16 protein-coding genes and 1 pseudogene are annotated in these 18,642 nt (G+C 69.1%); 6 read left to right on the forward strand and 11 right to left on the reverse strand.

The features are described 5' to 3' along the window. Positions 1-83: 83 nt before the first annotated feature. Positions 84-947, forward strand: a complete 864-nt coding sequence (locus tag MMF94_RS31910; protein WP_241041135.1) for an AraC family transcriptional regulator — start codon at positions 84-86, stop codon at positions 945-947. Between the two features lie 46 nt (positions 948-993). Here MMF94_RS31910 and MMF94_RS31915 read toward each other — a convergent pair whose 3' ends face one another. Further along, a complete protein-coding gene (locus MMF94_RS31915) occupies positions 994-1,593 on the reverse strand; it encodes a TetR/AcrR family transcriptional regulator (protein ID WP_241041136.1) in 600 nt (199 codons plus the stop codon). Between the two features lie 238 nt (positions 1,594-1,831). Between MMF94_RS31915 and MMF94_RS31920 the strand changes: the two genes are divergently transcribed. After that, on the forward strand, positions 1,832-2,737 hold the full coding sequence (locus tag MMF94_RS31920; RefSeq protein ID WP_241041137.1) for an LLM class flavin-dependent oxidoreductase: 906 nt from the start codon (positions 1,832-1,834) through the stop codon (positions 2,735-2,737). Positions 2,738-2,765: 28 nt separating this feature from the next. On the opposite strand, the gene MMF94_RS31925 is transcribed toward MMF94_RS31920, so the two are convergent. The 3 genes from MMF94_RS31925 to MMF94_RS31935 form a co-directional block, all read right to left on the reverse strand. Then, positions 2,766-3,752, reverse strand: a complete 987-nt coding sequence (locus MMF94_RS31925) for a zinc-binding dehydrogenase (protein ID WP_241041138.1) — start codon at positions 3,750-3,752, stop codon at positions 2,766-2,768. A gap of 8 nt (positions 3,753-3,760) precedes the next feature. Next, positions 3,761-5,437 carry a thiamine pyrophosphate-requiring protein gene (locus tag MMF94_RS31930; protein ID WP_241041139.1) on the reverse strand — a complete coding sequence of 559 codons (1,677 nt, stop codon included), beginning with the start codon at positions 5,435-5,437 and terminating at the stop codon, positions 3,761-3,763. A 210-nt stretch (positions 5,438-5,647) separates the two neighbouring features. Next, complete coding sequence (locus tag MMF94_RS31935; RefSeq protein ID WP_241041140.1) at positions 5,648-6,109, reverse strand: pyridoxamine 5'-phosphate oxidase family protein; 462 nt, start codon at positions 6,107-6,109, stop codon at positions 5,648-5,650. A gap of 208 nt (positions 6,110-6,317) precedes the next feature. Here MMF94_RS31935 and pdxR point away from each other — a divergent pair, with 208 nt between their 5' ends. Further along, entirely contained in the window at positions 6,318-7,718 is a 1,401-nt protein-coding gene (gene pdxR / locus MMF94_RS31940) for a MocR-like pyridoxine biosynthesis transcription factor PdxR (RefSeq protein WP_241041141.1), read from the forward strand. A gap of 78 nt (positions 7,719-7,796) precedes the next feature. On the opposite strand, the gene MMF94_RS31945 is transcribed toward pdxR, so the two are convergent. The 3 genes from MMF94_RS31945 to MMF94_RS31955 form a co-directional block, all read right to left on the reverse strand. After that, positions 7,797-8,915: an FAD-dependent oxidoreductase gene (locus MMF94_RS31945; RefSeq protein ID WP_241041142.1), complete on the reverse strand. Its 1,119-nt coding sequence runs from the start codon at positions 8,913-8,915 to the stop codon at positions 7,797-7,799. A gap of 94 nt (positions 8,916-9,009) precedes the next feature. After that, positions 9,010-9,690 (reverse strand): TetR/AcrR family transcriptional regulator, encoded by a 681-nt coding sequence (locus MMF94_RS31950; protein WP_241041143.1) that lies wholly within the window; start codon positions 9,688-9,690, stop codon positions 9,010-9,012. Beyond that, positions 9,687-10,958 (reverse strand): LLM class flavin-dependent oxidoreductase, encoded by a 1,272-nt coding sequence (locus tag MMF94_RS31955; protein ID WP_241041144.1) that lies wholly within the window; start codon positions 10,956-10,958, stop codon positions 9,687-9,689. The genes MMF94_RS31950 and MMF94_RS31955 overlap by 4 nt, the downstream gene beginning before the upstream one ends. Positions 10,959-11,099: 141 nt before the next feature. On the opposite strand from MMF94_RS31955, the gene MMF94_RS31960 reads away from it, so the two are divergent. Next, positions 11,100-12,266: an AfsR/SARP family transcriptional regulator gene (locus MMF94_RS31960; protein ID WP_241041145.1), complete on the forward strand. Its 1,167-nt coding sequence runs from the start codon at positions 11,100-11,102 to the stop codon at positions 12,264-12,266. A gap of 3 nt (positions 12,267-12,269) precedes the next feature. Next, the gene (locus MMF94_RS31965; RefSeq protein ID WP_241041146.1) at positions 12,270-13,916 is read left to right on the forward strand and encodes an ATP-binding protein; all 1,647 of its coding nucleotides are present in this window, start codon (positions 12,270-12,272) and stop codon (positions 13,914-13,916) included. Positions 13,917-14,199: 283 nt separating this feature from the next. Here MMF94_RS31965 and MMF94_RS31970 read toward each other — a convergent pair whose 3' ends face one another. The 4 genes and pseudogenes from MMF94_RS31970 to MMF94_RS31985 all read right to left on the reverse strand — a co-directional run bounded on the left by MMF94_RS31970 (position 14,200) and on the right by MMF94_RS31985 (position 16,521). Then, entirely contained in the window at positions 14,200-14,622 is a 423-nt protein-coding gene (locus MMF94_RS31970) for a Rossmann-fold NAD(P)-binding domain-containing protein (RefSeq protein ID WP_241041159.1), read from the reverse strand. 112 nt (positions 14,623-14,734) lie between these two features. Next, a pseudogene (locus MMF94_RS31975) lies at positions 14,735-14,881 on the reverse strand (NAD(P)-binding protein); the annotation flags it as partial. 26 nt (positions 14,882-14,907) lie between these two features. Beyond that, positions 14,908-15,240 (reverse strand): cupin domain-containing protein, encoded by a 333-nt coding sequence (locus tag MMF94_RS31980; protein WP_241041147.1) that lies wholly within the window; start codon positions 15,238-15,240, stop codon positions 14,908-14,910. A 414-nt stretch (positions 15,241-15,654) separates the two neighbouring features. Next, the gene (locus MMF94_RS31985; protein ID WP_241041148.1) at positions 15,655-16,521 is read right to left on the reverse strand and encodes an alpha/beta fold hydrolase; all 867 of its coding nucleotides are present in this window, start codon (positions 16,519-16,521) and stop codon (positions 15,655-15,657) included. 679 nt (positions 16,522-17,200) lie between these two features. Here MMF94_RS31985 and MMF94_RS31990 point away from each other — a divergent pair. Then, positions 17,201-18,175, forward strand: coding sequence for a squalene cyclase (locus MMF94_RS31990; RefSeq protein ID WP_241041149.1), 975 nt, complete (start codon positions 17,201-17,203; stop codon positions 18,173-18,175). Positions 18,176-18,642 lie beyond the last annotated feature (467 nt).

Consider the following 18,642-nt stretch of genomic DNA (forward strand, 5'->3'; position numbering starts at 1 on the left):
GCTACGAGCGGACGCGCCGCGCCTGCATAGGCGAATCGACCGAGTTACCTGGACGATCCGATGGCCGGGAGTACGGTGCCGACGTGCTGCTGCCCGATGGCTTCCCCGGCCAACGGCTGCGCGTGCTCCCACGCCCGCTCGTTTCGTCCGCATTGCGCCAGCCGCCGACGGCGAGCTTCCTCGTCACCGACGCCGGATACTTCCCGCGCGCAGCGAACCACGGCCGACGCCGCCCGCAAGGCGCCGGCGAGGCTGTCGTCATCGTCTGCACCGACGGGATCGGGCGCTGCCAGGTGGGGGAGCGGACCACCGTCGTCGCGCCGGGCTACGCCCTCGTCCTGCCCCCGCGGCTGGCCCACACCTACTGGGCTGATCCTCGCAACCCATGGACGATCTGGTGGTTGCACGCCGCCGGCTCACAGGTGCCGGAGCTGCTCTCGGTGGTCACCGAGGAAGGGCGCGAGCGTCTCGTCGAACTGCACGACACCTACCGCGCAGTGTCCGCCATCGACGATGCGATCGGGTTCCTGGAGCGGGACGAGACCTTCCCCAGCCTCATCTCCGCCTCGGGCGCGGGGTGGGGGCTGCTGGCGCAGCTGGCAGCCGATGCCGTGGGCGGCGGGTACCAGCGCACCGAGCCGATCCGCCAAGCCCAGGAGCACCTGCGACGCAATTTCGCGAAGCCGGTGAGCGTGCCGGAGCTCGCCCGCACGGCCGGGCTGTCGCCCTCGCACTTCTCGGCGCTCTTCCGCGCCGCGACCGGCGGTGGCGTCGTCGAGTACACCAAGCGCCTGCGGATGGCGCGGGCGCGCGAACTACTCATCACCTCGTCGCGGGACATCGCCGACATCGCGACGGCCGTCGGCTACACCGACGCGTTCTACTTCTCGCGCCAGTTCCGCACGGTCCACGGCTGCAGCCCGACCGCATACCGCAACGGGACGTAACGCGTTGTGGAGCTGTAGGGCTGTCGGGGCGGGGCGTATGACAGCGCTACGGCTCCGAAACGCGGGCTCCTAGCCCTGCGACGAGGAGCTCGACCATGCGGCGTGCGTCGTAGCTCGGATCGCTGTCGGCGCCTATGCAGAGGTTCCCGACGCCGCGCATGAGCTCGTAGGCCTCCAGGTCGGATCGAATCTCGCCGGAACCGGCCGCAGCGTCGAGCAGTTGGGCGCACACGGGCACGAGGCGGTCGAGGAAGTAGGCGTGCAGCGTGTCGAAGCCGGCGTCGTCGGACTGCAGAACGGCAGCCAGTCCGTGCTTGGTGACGAGAAAATCAACGAAGAGGTTGATCCAACGCCGTAGTGCGGCGTGAGGACTGGCGCTGCTCGCCAGCAGGGCCGGGCCTGCCTCGGCGCACGCCTCGACCTGGTGCCGGTAGACGGCGATGATGAGGTCCGCCCGGGTCGGGAAGTGACGGTAGATCGTGCCCGTCCCGACGCCGGCCCTGGCCGCGATGTCGCGTACCGGCGCTTCCACGCCTGATGTGACGAAGACCGCGGCGGCCGCGTCGAGCAGGGTCTGCTCGTTCCGCCGGGCGTCCGCCCGCTTGGACCGGGCTGCGTGTCCGGTGCCCTCGTCGCTGTCGTTCACCACGTCGCTCCCTCCGCTATCGAGCTTGCCAAGCGGAACGATGTTCCGTATCGTTAGTGGAACAAGGTTCCGTTTGCTCATGATGTCAGAGCGGAGAGCGGAGAGCGGAGCCGCGCATCGTCGTCACGCTTCACCCGCGATCGAGGAACGCGGGCATGCACCGCTCGTGAGCGACTCGCGTTCCGCATTCTTTCGGAATCATGTTCCGGTTCTCGCGATCGAAAGGACCACAGGCTCGATGACGTACACACCCCGGCCGAGTTTCGGGATCATGACCGCGCCCATGCAGGTCGACTACCACGACGTCCTACGGGTTTGGCGCGAGGCGGACGCGATTCCGGAGATCGAGCACGCGTGGCTGTTCGATCACCTCATGCCGATCGGCGGCGACCCGGACGGGCCGATCCACGAAGGCTGGACGCTTCTCTCTGCGCTCGCCGCGCAGACCGAACGACTACGCCTCGGCCTGCTCGTCACCAGCAACCGCTTCCGACCGCCGACAATGCTGGCCAAGATCGCCGCGACCGTCGACATCGTCTCCGGTGGACGGCTCGACTTCGGCATCGGCGCAGGCTCGCGGCCCAGCCACCCGCTGGCTCGGCGCGAGTACGACGCCCACGGCCTGCCGTTCCACGACGCAACGCATGCCGTGGGCAGCCTCGCCGAAGCCTGCACGGTGATCCGGCGGCTGTGGACCGAGGACAAGCCGTTCGATTTCCACGGCGCCTACATTCAGGTCACCGGGGCGTTCTGCAATCCCAAACCCGTGCAGCGCCCCAACCCGCCGATCCTCATCGGCGGACGCTCGTCCGCGACGCTGCGCGTGGTCGCCGAGCACGCCGACGTGTGGAACATCCCGGGCGGCGACATCGACGACGTCGTCAGCCGCAGCGCACTGCTGGACCGCAATTGCGACGAGATCGGTCGCGACCCCGCCTCAATTCTCCGTTCGATCCACCTGCCCGTCTCCTACGCCCAGCCCGGTGTCACCCGGGACGCGATCGGCGAGGCGATAGACGCCGGCGTCGGCCACGTCGTACTAGGACTACCGGCCCCCTACCCCACGGGCGTGGCACGGTGGGTCGCCGACGAGCTCATCAGCCCACATTGTGGAGCCGTAGTGCTGTCGAGGCGGGGCGTATGACAGCACCACGGCTCCGAAACACGGGCACCTAATTCAGTGCTAGCGCGATCTTGCCGCCCTTTTGGTCGCGGGCCGCTTCCATTGCCTCCTGTGCCTTTTCCAGCGGGTAGATCGGGTCCAGGAACGGGCTCACGTCTATCCCGCCGGTGTGGATCAAGTCGATGGCCTCGCGGAAGGCCGTCAGTCCCGGCTCGATCTGGGTGCTGTGGTTGTGCTCGATCGAGGGCTGCTTGACCCACGCCTCGTTGTAGTCCCAGGTGGTGGGGCCTTTCGGCTTCTCGGGGAAGCCGAAGTAGCCGATGCGGCCACGCGGTCGCACCGCGTGCAGGCACTGGATGCGCGTCTCGTCGTACCCGACCGCCTCGATCACCAGGTCCGCGCCCACACCGCCGGTCGCGTCCCGCACCGCCTCGACGAACGATCCCTCCGTGACGTCGACGACCACGTCGGCACCGAACTCCTTCGCGATCCTCAGCCGCGACGGCGCCTTGTCGGCGATCACCACGGTGGAGAAGCCGGCACGGCGCGCCAGCTGGGCGAAGAACAGGCCTGCGGACCCGGCGCCGCAGATCGCGGCGGTCAGCCCGTCGGCGGGCCCGGCGATCGCCTGCGGCCAGAACCGGCGCATCGCGTACACGGTGGTGCCGAGCTGCTGGGCCATCAGCAGGCGGTCCAGGTCCCCGCCCTCCGGCAGCGTCACCAGCGACCGGTGCAGGACGGACTGCCACTCGGCGAAGCACCGCGCGTCCGGCGGCACCGGCGCGATGAGTACGGCGTCCCCGGGGGCGAACTCGGGCGAACGGGACTCCTCGACGATCCCGACGCCCTCGTGTCCGGGGAATCCGGGCGGCGCCGGGAACTCGCCGCGGTAGAACCCGTCGAAGATGATGTGCAGGTCGCTGCCGCAGATCGAACCGCGGTGCGCACGGACCAGCACCTCGTCGTCACGGATTTCCGGGATCGGGACCTCGACCGTCTCCAGCCGACCCGGTGCCACGAGTTGCACTGCCCGCATCGCTTCTCCTAACCCTGGTAGCTCGCGTAGTCGAAGGTCGAGTACTTCTTCTCCCGGGTGGTGACGAACTCGACGAGTGCGGGTGTGCCCGCCTCCGTCGCGGCGATCGCCTCGCGCAGCGCCGGCGCGATGCGGCCCGGCTCGGTCACCCGCTCGCTGTGCAGCCCGAAAGCGCGCGCCGTGGTCGCGTAGTCGCCGGAGATGTCGGTGCTCCCGAAGCGCTCACGAGAGGTGGCCATGATCTTGTCCTCCATGGCCATCGCGAAGTTGTTGAACAGTACGGACAGGATCGGGATCCCGGCTCTGGCGCACGTCTCCAGATCCATGCCGGTCATCCCGATCGCGGCGTCGCCCCACACGTTGACGCACAGCCGATCCGGCCGGGCGAGCTTCGCACCCATCGCCAATCCGAGGCCGTAGCCGAGCTGCGTGGATTTGCCCCACCCGAGGTAGCTGTGCGGTGCGACCGGCCGCCAGAACGGCGAGAGCTCGTCGCGCGGGCTGCCCGCGTCGTGGGTGATGATCGTGCGCTCGACGTCCACGAGGTGCAGCAGGTCCCAGATCACGCGGTACGGCGAGAGCGGCGTCTCGTCGCTGGTCAGATAGGGCATCCAGGAATCCAGCCAGGGCTTGTGCAGCTCCTGGATCCGGCCGGCGACCGCGTCCGCCCGGCCTCGCGGTCCGCCACCCAGCCGCTCCCGTACGGCCTCGATCAGCAGATCCAGCGCGAGCGCGGTGTCGCCGAGCAGGGCGTGTTCGGTGGGGACGTTCTTGTTGAGGTCGCCCGGGTCGAGGGTGTTGTGCACGAACGTCTTCCCCGCCGTCGGGAAGCGGATCCCGAACGGGGTGGCGGTGAAGCTCGCCCCGATCCCGAACACGACGTCGGCGTCGCGGACGTGCTCGAAAACCGCGCGGGGCATCGCAACGCCGCCCGAGCCGAGGGAGAGTGGATGTGTCTCGGGGAACGCGCTCTTGCCCTCCAGGCTGGTGGTGACCGGGGCCTCCAGCAGTTCGGCGAGGGCGCGCAGCTGTCCCCATGCCCTCGCCCGGTGCACGCCCTGCCCGGCGTAGAGCAGGGGGCGCTCCGCCGCGACCAGCGCCGCCGCAGCCGCCTCGACGGATTCGGTGTCCGGCGCGGAGCGCACCCGCCGCGACGGCACGTAAGCGTCGAGCCCCGGCGCCTCCTCCGTCCACACATCCGCCGGGATCTCCACGAGCACCGGTCCCGGCCGTCCGTTGCGAGCCTGCGTGAACGCCCGGCGCAGGGCGGGGACGAGCCCGGCACCCGTGGTGACCTGCTCGGTCGACTTGGTGACGTGGCGGAAGTTCAGCGCGGCGTTGAACGTGGGCGACACCCACGTCTGCGCGCGTGGCGCCCCACCGGGGATCACGACGAGCGGAACGCCCTCGGAATACGCCTGCGCCACAGCACCGAACGAGTTCTCCACGCCCGGACCGGCCTGCATGCAGAAGACCCCGACAGTGTCCCCGAGCCGGCTGATCGCGTCCGCCATGTGGATACCGACGCGTTCCTGCCGGACGATCACCGGCCGGATTAGCGCGGCGGCGGCGGACTCGATGAGCGGATTCAGCGGATAGGCGAGGAGATGCTCTACGCCCTCGCGGCGGAGCACCTCCGCCGCGACCGTGGCGACGTCCGGTGTGCGGTCGGCCGGGGCGCTCACGGCTCGATCACGGTTGCCCTCCTCGGCTCCGATGCCGGACGCCGGACCGTGACGTCCTGATCGCTCACACTACGGATCTTCGTGGCCCTGACGTAGAACGTCAGCTGCTCGGCGGCAGGTTCAGGACAGATGTCCCGGACACGGTGGGCCGTTCGACTCGGCCACCGGCCCGGCGGGTGTCCGCCCCGATGCATTCAGAGTGCGCCGCCTTCAGCCTTCGAGCAGGCCGTACTTCTTGATCCACGCAGACCGGAGATCGGACTCCTGGGCATGGCCGACGGTGTAGGCCGGTGACAAGAGCTCTGCCATCTCTGTCACGAGGATCTTCACAGCATGGTGGCTGACGTAGTCGTCACCGTGCGTAGGGCGCACCCATGCGGCTATCCATTCGAAATCAGCGTGCCCGGGCCCGAGAATCTCTGCTGTGCCCCGGAATCGGTAGCCCCTGCGCGAGAGGAAGTCCACCACATTGACCTCCACGTCCGGGCGGTGCCGCAGGTTCTCGACGGTCTGAGGCGATGCCATATCGGCGAAGATCAGATGCTCGGAGTCGAGTACCCGCACTGATCCTTTGGGGGAGAGGTTCGGTCTGCCATCCGGACGAACAGTCGCAACGAACGCAAGTTTCGCATTCTCGACGACATCGACCATGTCCTGTGTGAAACCGGCCATTGAGAGAGCTCCTCATCTTGACGCGGATGATCGGCATGGCGACACGCAGAATTACCGGTCAGCTCACCGGTCTTGTTGTCGACCATGCTCAGTGGTGCGCTTGCGCTGTCCTCGCAATCCTCGCGGAACACCTCGACCGTACGACGTTGTGGCACCCGAACCTGAGTCCACTCTGCCGTTGTTTTTGGGTTCCGGTTAGCGTCGGGAGATGGCCGTAGCGTCCTCCCTCGAGCTCTCCATCGCACTGGACCCGCACGGGCCCGAGCCGTTGCATCGCCAACTTCAGAACGCGATCCGAACGCACATCCGCGCGGGACAGCTCATCGAAGGTGCGTGCATGCCCTCGTCCCGCCGGCTCGCCGACGACTTGGGTGTTTCCCGGCGCATGGTCGTCGACGCCTACGAACAACTCATCGCCGAGGGATATCTCACCGCCCGCCAGGGCTCCGGCACGCGCGTGGCTCGAACCGACCGACCGTTGGCCACCCCGCCTCGTCCGCCGGCATGCGAACCGGCGCCGACGGCCCCGCGCTATGACTTCCGGCCCGGCGTACCGGAGCTCGCGGCCTTCCCTCGCGCTGCCTGGGGCAGGGCGCTACGCCGGCAACTTCGAACCGTCCCCACCGCCGATCTGCACTACCCGCACCCCCAGGGCCACATAGACCTGCGTGAAGCCCTCGCCGACTACCTCGGGCGGGTTCGCCAAGCCCGCACCGACGCCGCGCATCTGCTCGTCTGCTCCGGCTTCACCCAAGCCCTCACGCTGCTGTGCCAAGCATTGCGCCAGGCCGGGGCCACGCGCATCGCCATGGAAGACCCCGGCCTGCCCTCGGTTCCCGTCATCGTGCGGGAACAGGGGTTGCATCCTGTTCCGATCCCGGTCGATCAGGACGGCATCGACGTCAACGCCCTCACCTCGGCTACGGCCGACGCCGTGGTCGTCACCCCCGCACACCAGTTCCCCACCGGAGTGGTCCTGGCCCCACACCGCCGCGAGGCCCTGCTGCGCTGGGCGCGGGAAGGGCACCTGGTCATCGAGGACGACTACGACGCGGAGTTCCGCTACGACCGCTTCCCCGTGGGCGCCCTGCAGGGCCTGGCCCCTGAGCACGTCATCCTGGCCGGCACCACCAGCAAAACGCTGTGCGCGGCAATGCGACTGGGATGGCTCGCCCTGCCCAGCTCACTGGTCACGCCGGTCGCCGACAGCAAACAGCTCGCCGACCATGGGTGCGCCGTCCTGGACCAGCTCGCCCTCGCCGACTTCCTCACGACCGCTGAGTACGACCGGCACGTCCGTGCCATGCGCGGCCGATACCGCAACCGCCGCGACGCCCTCACTCAGGCACTGCGCCACCACGCACCCGAACTCCGCCTCACCGGAGCGTCCGCCGGTCTGCACCTGCTCGCCGAGCTGCCCCCGGAGCGGCACGAGGCAGCGGTACTCGAGGCCGCCGCCCGCGACCATCTGCACATGGACGGCCTCGCCCGCTTCCGTCACACCCAGGACACAGGTAGGCACGGCCTGGTCCTGGGCTACGGCAATCTCGCCACCACGGCGGTGGAGGACGGAGCCCGGCTCATCGCCCGCGCGCTCGCCTGCTCATGATCGCCACGAGATCGGGTTTTGCGCCCTCGGAGAGGCGAGAACCCTAATCTGGGAACGATCAACCCATCGCTGAGCGGCTCAGGCGGTGGCGCCGAAGTTGCTCAGGAGAGCGGCCGGCCCGTCGGCGGAGAGCAGGTGGTCACCGGCGGCGTTCGCTTCGGCGACGACGCCGGCCATCCGTCGGAGCATGGCCGCCTCGTAGCTCGCGATCGCTGCCTCGATGTCGGAGGGCAGCGCGGTGAGGGCATCGACGAGTTCGAGGGCGTCGAGGAGCGCCATGTTGACGCCCTGTCCGGTGAACGGGGGCATCACGTGGGCGGCGTCCCCGACGAGGGTGAGGCCGCGGTGGGGCGACCATTCCTGATGGATGGGCACCGTGTGCAAGGGCCAGTAGGAGAAGCCGCCGTCGACCTGGTCGAGGATGCCGTGAATCTCCGGGCTCCAGCCGTCGAGGAAAGCGTGGAGCTCGGCGAGCAGCACGTCCTCGTCCGAGACAGTGCTCCCTCGGAAGTGGGAAGGATCCGCGTCGGTGCGCAGCGCCACGTAGATGTGGATCGAGCCGTCGCCGTTGCGCTGAGCAAGCACGGCCTTGTTCACGCCGACAGCGAACATCGAGCCCTCGCCGACATGCCGGGCGACAAACGACGCCGGGTCCGGTCGCGCGATATCACCGCGGATGAAGGTGACGCCGCAATACGTGGGCCGGACGGGCGTGCGGAGGGGGCGTGCGCACGAGCCGATGCCGTCGCAGCCGATGACGAGGTCGGCGTCGACCCCGGTTCCGTCAGGGAGTTCGACGCGGTAACCGCGGCCGGGAAGCGGCGTGATCTCGGTGACCGTTGTCGACCATCGGACGGTGCCGGACGGCAACGCGTCGAGCAGTATCTGGCGCAGCGTGACCCGGTCGATCTCCGGGCGGGACGGTTCGAAGTCGGCCTGGTCGATGTCGAGCAGCATCCGGGCTGTGGTGTCGAGGATCCGCAGGGTCTGCCCGTGTGGCCGGCTGAGGGCGGTGAACTCGTCCTGCAGGCCCATCTCGCGCACCGCGTGCTGACCGCCGTCCTCGGTGAGGTCGAGGCTGCCGCCCTGGGTGCGGGCGTGGGGGCCGGTATCGCGTTCGAGCACCAGCGCCGGCACCCCCCGCATCTGCAGCAGCCGAGCGACGGCCAGGCCTGACGGGCCACCACCGAGGACCACGATCCGAGCATCACGGAGTGGGGGAGCAGAGCTGGGGGCGACGGGCATGGCGAAGCCTTTCAAGAGAGGTGAGTCCCTTGAAAAGGTAAGTCAGTTACCTTTTGTCTTGCACTGTGTGCGGCCTCACAGACCGCGTGCCGGGCGCTCCTGCGAGACCCGTGTCGACGAGGTCGAAGCAGGTGTCGATCCACTCGCCCACCCGGTCGTTGCGGGCGTGGGCGCGCACGTCGGAGCTGGTCAGCACCCGGAAGGGGAGGATCAACAGGGCTGCCGCCGCGCGCGCGTGCGGATCGAGGGGCTGCGTGCCCGTCTCGGCGGCGAGGATGTCGGACAGCGCCTGCTCGTAGTGTTCCCACATCAGCTGCAGGCGGCTGTGCAGGGCGGGATTGTCGCCGATGAGTGCGGCGAAGGCACTCATGCCCTCCGCGTCGTCGCGGGTGGCATCGGCGACGAGGTCGTGCGCGAGCCTGCGCACGGCTGCGGTGAAGCTGGTGCCGGCCGGGCGGCTGGTGAGCCGCTCCCGGATCCGGTCGAGCAGGACGTTCTCGTTGGCGAAGACGAGATCTTCCTTGGAGGCGAAGTAGACGAACAGCGTCTTCACCGACACGTCGGCCGACGAGGCGATCTCGGCGACGGTGACCTGGTCGAACCCCCGTTCGCGGAACATCCGCTGCGCGTTGCGGGCCAGCGCGTCGCGGGTGAGGCGTTTCTTGCGCTCACGCAGCCCCTCGGAGCGGGCCGACTGCCCACCGGCGGGTGCCGACGTGCCCGTCATGGCCGCACCGGCAGGCACGGTGCCGGGTGGTGGCGCTCGCACCGGCCACCGGACGTGCAGGGCCGCAGGGCGTCGGGACGGGCCGGCAGGCTTTCCATCGGCGAAGAGGTTACTCGGGCGCGAATGAGCATCGCCGACCTTCGGCCGTTCCCGTGGCGCTTGCCGTGTGTCCACGTCGATCGATGAATCCTCGACTCAGATCGGACGCAGCGCCTCGAGGGCATGGTCGAGTTCCTCGACACTGCGGTTCGGTGGGAGGACGACGACCGGCATCTCGGCGCCTGCCGCGTACCAGCGATCCAGGCCGGCCCGGGCGGTTTCTGCGTTTCATCGATCAGGACCTCGGCGAACTCGGGAATGCCGGCGGCGTCGAGCGGCTTGCTCCCAGCGAGTACCGCAGCGACGGCGTCCTCGAATCCGAGATCACGCAGCAGGTTCGCATAGATAGGACCCATGCTCGTCAGATAGAAGGTGATCCACCACCACGCGAGTTCGCGCGCAACTTTCGGGTCGGGCGAGATCGCCGCAGGAATGCCCGGCCAGATCTTCGGCATCGATCGGCTGGATCGGGAACGGGCCGTGCCCTCTTTCAGCAGGGGGATCTTGTCCGGGAGACCCGACAGCGGTAACAGGAAGGGATACCAGGCGTCGGCCAGTTCGCCGCAGAGCCGCACAGCGTTCGATCCCAGTGCTGCGAGCTGGATCGGGACGTCGGACGTCGGGCGCACGGCGAGCTTCAATGGCGAGCTACCTCCGGGAATCGTCGATGTGAGCCGCCCGCCGTCAAGGAGGTTGCGCACCTCGCGGGTGACGACTTCAAGCCGGTGCACCGGTGAACGAAATGCGACTCCGTGCAGGCCCTCGGCGAGCTGCGGGCTGCCCGCTCCGAGTCCGAGCACGAATCGGCCGCCGGAAAGCTCAGAGAGGCTGGTGGCGAGCATCGCGATGCTCGCGGCGCTGCGGCCCCATACGTTGAGCACGCCGGTGCCGATTCGGATGCGGGAGGTTCGCAGGGCGATCTCGGCCAGGAGCACGGAAACGTCGTGACCCCATCCCTCTGCGACGTAGAGCGCGGAGTAGCCGAGCTCTTCGGCCCGGTCTGCAACGTGCAGCACGACGTTGCGCCGGGTTTCCAGCGGAGTGAGCCCTATCGCGAGTGGTCGGTGGGGGATCATCAGGTTCGGCTTTCGGATCGGGTCAGCGTCGTGACATGGGGTGAACAGTAATTCTGGGACAGAGCGGATGTTCCGGAACTGTCCGTGCTCCACGTCGCACTACTCTCGCCGGTGCGGGTTGCAATCAGATTGCATCGTGCACGGCAGGGGAGCGGCCGGCATGATCGGAAATCGGGGGCCGGTGTGGAGTTTCGCATCCTGGGTCCACTCGAAGTCGCGATCGACGGTGTACCCGTGCCCATCGGTGGGCCGAAACCACGTGTACTGCTCGCCAGCCTTCTTCTGCGTCCCGGTTCGGTGGTCTCGACCGATCGCCTGGTCGAGGCCGTGTGGGGAGGCGCCCGGCCGCCCGACCCGCTCGGCGCTCTGCGCGCCTACGTCTCACGATTGCGGGCCGTGCTGGCCCCGCTCCAGCACGGCGAGCGCCTGCGATACCAGGCGCCGGGGTACGTACTCGCCGTCGCCGACGACGAGCTCGACGCCACCGAGTTCGCGCGACTGGTCGCCGAGGCCCGGGATCGCGCGTCGGTAGGCGACCCCGGACGCGCGGTGACACTCTTCGACGCCGCGCTGGCGCTGTGGCGTGGCGACCCCCTCGCCGAGTTCGACTTTGCGCAGGTGAACGCCGACATCGCGCGCCTGGCAGACCTTCGGCTCGGCGCGAGCGAGGATCGCATCGAGGCGATGCTCCACCTCGGCCGTGGCCATGAGGTCGTCACCGAGCTGGATGCCCTCGTGCGCCGCTTCCCCGGGCGCGAGCGCCTGGCCGCCCAGCTGATGCGCGCGTTGTACGGGAGCGGACGACAAGCCGAGGCCCTGGCCGTGTACCGGGATCTGCGCCGCCGCCTCGTCGACGAGCTGGGGGTGGAGCCGTCGGAACCCGTCCGGACGGTGCACCGTCGCCTCCTGGAGCACGACCCGACGCTCGCCCCCGCCGGGGAACCGGCCACCAACCTGCCGCGCCGCGCCACGGCTTTCGTCGGCCGTGACCAGGAGATGCGCCGCATCGACACACTGATGCGCGATGCGCGGCTGTTGACGCTCACGGGCGTGGGTGGCGTCGGCAAGAGCCGAATGGCGCTGGAGGTGGCCGCGGCCCTTGACAGGTCCCGTTTCCCCGACGGGGTGTGGCTCTGCGAGCTCGACCCGCTCGCCGACGGCAGCCCGGTGAGTCACGTCGTGGCCACCGCCCTGCGGGTGCGGCAACGCCACGGCTCCACGATCGAGCAGTCGGTCATCGAGTACCTGAGGTCGCGGAAACTGCTGCTCGTGCTGGACAACTGCGAGCACGTCCTCGACGCATCGGCGCGGCTGGCCGCCGACCTGATGGCCAACTGCCCCGGCGTCGTCGTTCTGGCGACCAGTCGCGAGTTCCTGGGCGTGCACGGCGAGCAGGTCTAGCGGGTGCCGCCGCTGTCCGTGGAGTACGCGACCACACTGTTCGCGCTGCGGGCGCGCACGACGCAGCCGGACTTCCCCTCCGATCCCGGGACGGACGGAACCGTCGCCGACATCTGTCGCAGGCTCGACGGCCTGCCGCTGGCGATCGAGCTGGCCGCCGCGAGGATGCGCGTGATGAGCGCACCTGAGCTGGCACAACGGCTCGACGACGCCCGTCTGCTGACCGGTGGGTCGCGCACCGTGCAGCCCCGCCAGCAGAGCCTCGTTTCGGCGATCGACTGGTCCTACCGGTGGCTGTCCGCGCTCGAGCAGCAGATGTTCGCGCGGCAGTCCGTTCTTCCGGGCGGTGCAGACCTGGCCGCCGTACACGCGGTCTGCGCGCAGCCGCGGGCGACCGAGACCGAGACTCTCGACCTCCTCACCGCACTGGTCGACAAGTCGATGGTCGTGGCAACGAGCAGTCCCAGCGGAACCCGCTACCGCGTTCTGGAGACGCTGCGCGCCTACGGTCGCCGACGACTGCCGGACAGCGGACCTCTCGCTCGACGGCATGCCGAGCATTTCGTCGACCTGGCCGAGCGGGCCGCACGCGGTGTGCAAGGCCCCGACGAGCGGCTGTGGGTCGAGCGAGCGCTGCCGGACGTCGACAACTTCCGGGCCGCCTTCGAGTGGGCGTTCTCCGACCGCGACATCGACCTCACCTTGCGGCTGGTCGCTTCGCTGCCCGAGGTCCTGCAGGTCAGGATCGGGTACGAGGCGGCCGCCTGGGCCGAGCGTGCACTCGAGCTCGCGCCCGACGACCACCCGTTGTTCGTCGCCGGCATCGGTGCCGCTGCTCGTGGGGCGTGGTTTCTCGGCGACTTCGCCCGTGCCCGAGGTCTGGCAGCACGCGCCGGGGCACGCGTCCCCGCCGCCGGCACCGCCCGGTCGGGATATCCGGCCGACGTCGCAGCGGACGTCGCGTTGTACGAAGGCGACGTCGACACCGCGCTGCGCTACTACGAGTCGCAGGTCGCCCTCGCCCGCGGGGACGCCGACCCGATTCGGCTCGCGTGGACGCTCTACTACGTCGCGATCTGCGAGGCGGCACGCCGTACTCCCGAACGCGGGCTCCGCGCCGCAGAGGAATGTCTCCGTGTGGCGGAGGCCACTGCCAACCCCACCGCTACGTCGATGGCTCACTATGCGCTCGGTCTCGTGCTCAAGAAGTCCGACCCGGCCCGTGCTCTCGCGCTGTTCGACGAAGCGGCGAGCCGTGCGGCGTCCGTACACAACTACTGGTGGCAGGGCATCGCGTTGATGGAGGCTGCGGCGACTCGCGCGATCCACGACGACGTCGTCGCTGCGGCCTGCTCGTTCGTCGACGTCCTCGATCACTGGGATCGCACCGGGGACTGGACGCAGCAGTGGCTCAACCTGCGATACATCATCCGGCTGCTCGTACGGCTCGGCGCGGAGCAGGAAGCACTGACGCTGCATCACTGTCTCAACGCGGCAGGCAAGGTGTCGCCGCTGAGGAACCACCAATCGGGCCGACTGCTTGATGGACCAGATGGGCCACAGTCCCGAGCCGCGGCGGCGCTCGGTTCGGCCATGCCTGCCGTCCACGCGGTGCGGTTGGCTCGCTCCCGCCTGAGTCGTGCCTGCTGATCACCAGTCCTGAGCTGTCGCTCAGTTCGCGCGCGTGTGCGGCCGGTGAAGTTGTGGACGAACTCCGCGACGGCGGTTACGTTACATTTAGATGTCGTAAACTGAGGCGCCGGTGGCCCCGATCCGGTCGTGAGTGACTACCGGGGTTGGCGCTTCCTCGATTCCCGCAACCTGGACCCGCCGCCTTCGGGCTCCCCGCGAAGGCGGCAGCACGCCGTCGATCCCCGGTTGTTTCCATAGGCGCAACCGGGGTCGACGGCGTAGCTACCGGCGAACGGCTCGTCTACTTGACGGCGAGCGGGTTGATCGGCGAGCCGAGCGCTCGGCGAAACTTGATCGGTGGTGCTGACAGCAGGAATTCGTAGACGCCGTCGGCTGCGCAGTCGGCCGCGAGCTCCTCGAAGTCGAGAACCGGCGCGGGATGGTCCGGCCACAGCCGCTGCCGCGATGCGCTGTTGAGCCCGTCGGCCGCAACCACAAGGTCGGCCGTCAGCTCGTGACGCCCGTCCGTCGCGATGTACGCCACCGTTGCCCCGTGCTGGTGGTCGGTGGCCCCGACGACGCCGGCGCCGGTGCGGACGCAGCGTTCGGGCAGTGCACCGCGGAGCACCTCGTGTAGTGGCGCGCGGTGGATCGCGAGGACCGCCGACGTCATCGGGGCGGCCGTGGCGCAGCCGGCGACCGCCGGGTTGACGGATGTTGCCACGCGACACCGTCGGTATCGCGTGTGCGGACACAGCCGCATCGAGGCGAAGACCGAGGGTTCGAATGGCGTTGGGCCACAGCGTCAGACCCGCCCCGACCTCGGCGATGACCGGCGACCGCTCCAGCACGGTGACGTCCCAGCCGATCCGGTGCAGCGCGACCGCGGCCGTCAAACCGCCGATGCCTGCGCCGATGACGACCGCTGAACGTGTCCCGTTCCTGCCGGAAATCACACCTGCAGGCCAATGCGCGATCCGCACACCTGATCACGGATGACCGGGCCGGATCAGCGGCTCTTGGCCACGGTGAGCAGCACTGCAGAGTCCTCGATCGCGTCGAGCGAGTGGCGCGCGTCGGGCACGATCAGGAGATCCCCCGCGGCACCGTCCCAAGCGACGTCCCCGGAGCCGAGCTTCACGCGCCCGCGCAGTACGTGCACGGTGGCTTCGCCGGGGTTCTCGTGCTCGTCCAGGCTGCTTCCGGCGGTCAGTGCGATCAGGGTCTGACGTAGGACGTGCTCGTGTCCGCCGTACACCGTCGTGGCGCTGCGACCGCTGGACGCCTGCCTGGCGATCTCGAGCTGCTCACGGGCGAGGGCAGTCAAAGAAATCTTCTTCATCGGTGCACCCCTTCGGGACATGCGGGGTGGCGGCTGCCACACTCGCACGCCAAGTTCTACGCCAACCCGGACGTCGTCCCAGGCAGTTGGCCCGGAACGTGGATTCGAGCGGTGCGGCAGTGGGGGTGACGATCCCGCCGAACCTGCGCCCGTGGCCGCCAGAGTCGGCCCCTCGACAACGGCCGGACCGGTCACCGGGATCTCGCTTGCTCTCGCGTCGTCACATCTCGGCTGCGAGCTCCGCGACCGCGCACGGTGACCTGCCCGAGCTGGGGGCCGCTCGGCTCGACAACTCCCGGCCACAGCAGCCTCGACACGGGCGTCGCACCCCGGCGGGGTCGGGCGATGTCGACGACCCGGCGGTTGCCGGCGCGGCACGCGACGCCGCACCCGCGGGGTTCGGGCGTGGTGGCGTTACGCGCCGTCGAGCACGTCGCGCAGCCGCTGGGCGAAGCCGTCCGGCTCGCCCCGCATGCCGTACTCGCCGCCCAGGAACCCGCCGTGGTCACCCGGGAAGCGGACGAGTTCGGCCCCGATCACCTCGGCGAGCGCGTCCGCGCCGCGCGCCGCCATCGTCTGGCCGGAGGCCTCGCCGCGGGCCATCACGATGCGCGTGCCGGCGGCCCGCAGTGCGTCCATGTCGGGCCGGTAGCCCGTGCAGTTGCGCAGGTTCTGCGCGAGGAGGGCGTCGTCGCGGCTGCCGTCGTCCTCGACCGGCAGGCCGAACTGCGCGGGGTCGAGCGGTGGGAACTGGAAGCCGTCGGGCAGCTCCCCGTCGAAACCGACGATGAAGATGAACTTGGCCATCGCCGGCCCCAACCCGTCGCGCTGATAGGTCTGGTGCATGTCCTCGATCGCCGACGTGAACGCCCGGTGGTCGCGCAGCAGCGTGGCCAGCGGGGGCTCGTGGGCGACCAACGTATGCACCTGCTCGCCGTGCTCGGCCACCCAGGCCAGGGAGTTGACCGCGCCGCCACTGCTGGCGAGCACGTCGACCGGCTCGCCGCCGATCGCCTCGACGACCCGCCGCAGGTCGCCGGCGTGATCGCCCGGCGTGATCTCGCCGTGGCCGTCGGTGCGCATGCTGCGTCCCGTTCCGCGGGGGTCGTAGGTGACGACCGGGCGGTCGGTGAAGTGGCCGGCCAGCGTGGTGAATCCCGTCGCGTCCATCGGGGAGCCGACGAGCAGCAGGGTTCTGGCGTCGCCGAGGCTGCCGTGCACGTCATACGTGATCGTGGCGCCGGGTGCGTCGAGGGTCCGGGTGGTGATGGCGGCGGTCATGGGCCCTCCTGGGCGATCGGTTGGCGTGCGACATGTCGACCATCGGCAGGTCCGGAACTCATCTGTGCGGGTCGAGATCGATGTGACGGCTCACCCGTCCAGGGCCGGCCGATGTTGATCAACGTCGACGAACACGAGGCCCCAGGACGTCTCCAGCGCGATCCGTTGTACCGGTCGGCGGGTACCGGACGATGCCGGTCAGCACCCATAGGTTTGCCCTGCTCGCTGTGATGCCACTCACAGGAGGGCGCGCGATCGTGAGTGGTGCTGCGATCGGGAGGCGCGCCGATGCAGCCAGGTCCGGACGTGCTGTTCCGATCTTCCGACCGCGCATGGAGCGAGAAATGATCATCTGCGTACGCTGCGGCTGGTTGATCCCCAACGACTGCACGTGCCGTCGACAGGCGGACGAACTCTCCACGGTCCGCCTCAAGGGCGTCGTGGCCGACAGGCATCGGGCGTCGGTCGCCCGCGCCTGCAAGTCGGGGTGGCCGGCCGAGCGCGCACCTGTTGACCGGGAGGACACAGCGGCGGGGTGAGCCCGTCGATGCACGCGAGCTCGGAAGTGGTGAGACATCGCCGGCGCGCGCTTCAGCGCCTGGGCCGGGAGTTACCGGCGTCCGCGATGACGATCGACGAACGCCCTTGACCACGAGATCGACGCCGCTAGTGTCGCGCCATGGTGACCGCGGCCCTGATCACGTGGCTCCGTGACTCTGATCCGGCATTGCGCTGGCAGGTCGAGCGCGACCTCATGTGCGAGCCGCCCGAGATCTGGGAAGCAACGCGGGCAAGGATCGCGACAGAAGGCTTCGGCGCGCGCCTCCTCGCCCTCCAGGATCCCGACGGACAGTGGGCGGGCGGCGCGTACTTCCCCGCCGACTTCGACTTCCACGGACCTGAAGCGGCGGCCGGCCAGCCCTGGACGGCGACGACGTGGACACTCAACTCGTTGCGGGAGTGGGGCCTCGATTCCGCCGTCCTGCGGGAGCGTCGCACGGCCGAGCTTCTCGCTGAGAACAGCCGGTGGGAGTACAAGAATCTCCCGTACTGGGACGGCGAGGTCGACTGCTGCATCAACGCCGTGACGGTCGCCAACGGTCTGTGGCTCGGCGCCGACATCACCGGCATCGTCGACTGGTTCGTCGAGCATCGACTACCCGACGGTGGCTGGAACTGCGAATGGGTCGAAGGCTCGACGCGATCGTCGTTCCACTCGACGATCAACTCCCTCAAGGGAGTGCTCGCCTACGACATCGCGACCGGAGGCACCGACGCCACACGCGCTGCCCGGCACGGGGGCGAGGAGTACCTCCTGCAGCGCGGGCTGTTCCGCCGGCTCTCGACGGGAGAACCGGTGGCACCGTGGGTGGACCGCTTCGCATACCCGGTGCGCTGGTACTACAACGTGCTCAACGCGGCCGAGTACTTCCGGCAGGCCTCGCTGCTCGACGGTGTGAAACCGGACCCGCGCATGGCTGACGCGATCGAGCTCATCCGGGGCGTCCGGCAGCCGGACGGCACCTGGCTCCAGGCCCGCCGCCACCCTGGACGGGTGTGGTTCGAGGTCGATGTGGCGGCGGGGGAGCCGTCGAAATGGCTGACCCTGATCGGGACGCGGGTGCTCACATGGTGGGACTCCGAGACGCCCTAGCCGCAACCACGGCCGCCGCACACACCGGTTGGCCGCCGCACACATGTCCGAACGTGCGCACGGTGGCCACGAGATGTGTGCCGTGGGCCGGCCCGGGTGGGCGGTGGGGTGATCTGGCGTAGCGCGCGCGTGTTCGTGTCGACACTCTCCGTTACGATTCGCGGCCGTTTGTGCAGGTCAACACCTAAATGGGGGGGCGGTTGCAAGGCCCTCAGAGGCATCGCGTAACTTTCTCTTCGTCAGCGAGACACCGGACAGAACGAAGGCCCTAGCGGCCCCGGTCAACAGGGCTCACTGACCGCCCCCTCTACTGGGACCCCCCGGGAAATGTGTGAATCCGGTGGGTGTACAGTGGGGGAACAAGCCCCGGCTTACCGCTTTAGGGTGGTAGATGGTGTGCGGGTGTCTTTTGAGAACTCAACAGTGTGTCGAGCTTTATCATGAATTGGTTTTATGCCAGTTTGTTT

The organism is Pseudonocardia alaniniphila, from assembly GCF_022524485.1.
GTDB classification, from domain to species: domain Bacteria; phylum Actinomycetota; class Actinomycetes; order Mycobacteriales; family Pseudonocardiaceae; genus Pseudonocardia; species Pseudonocardia alaniniphila.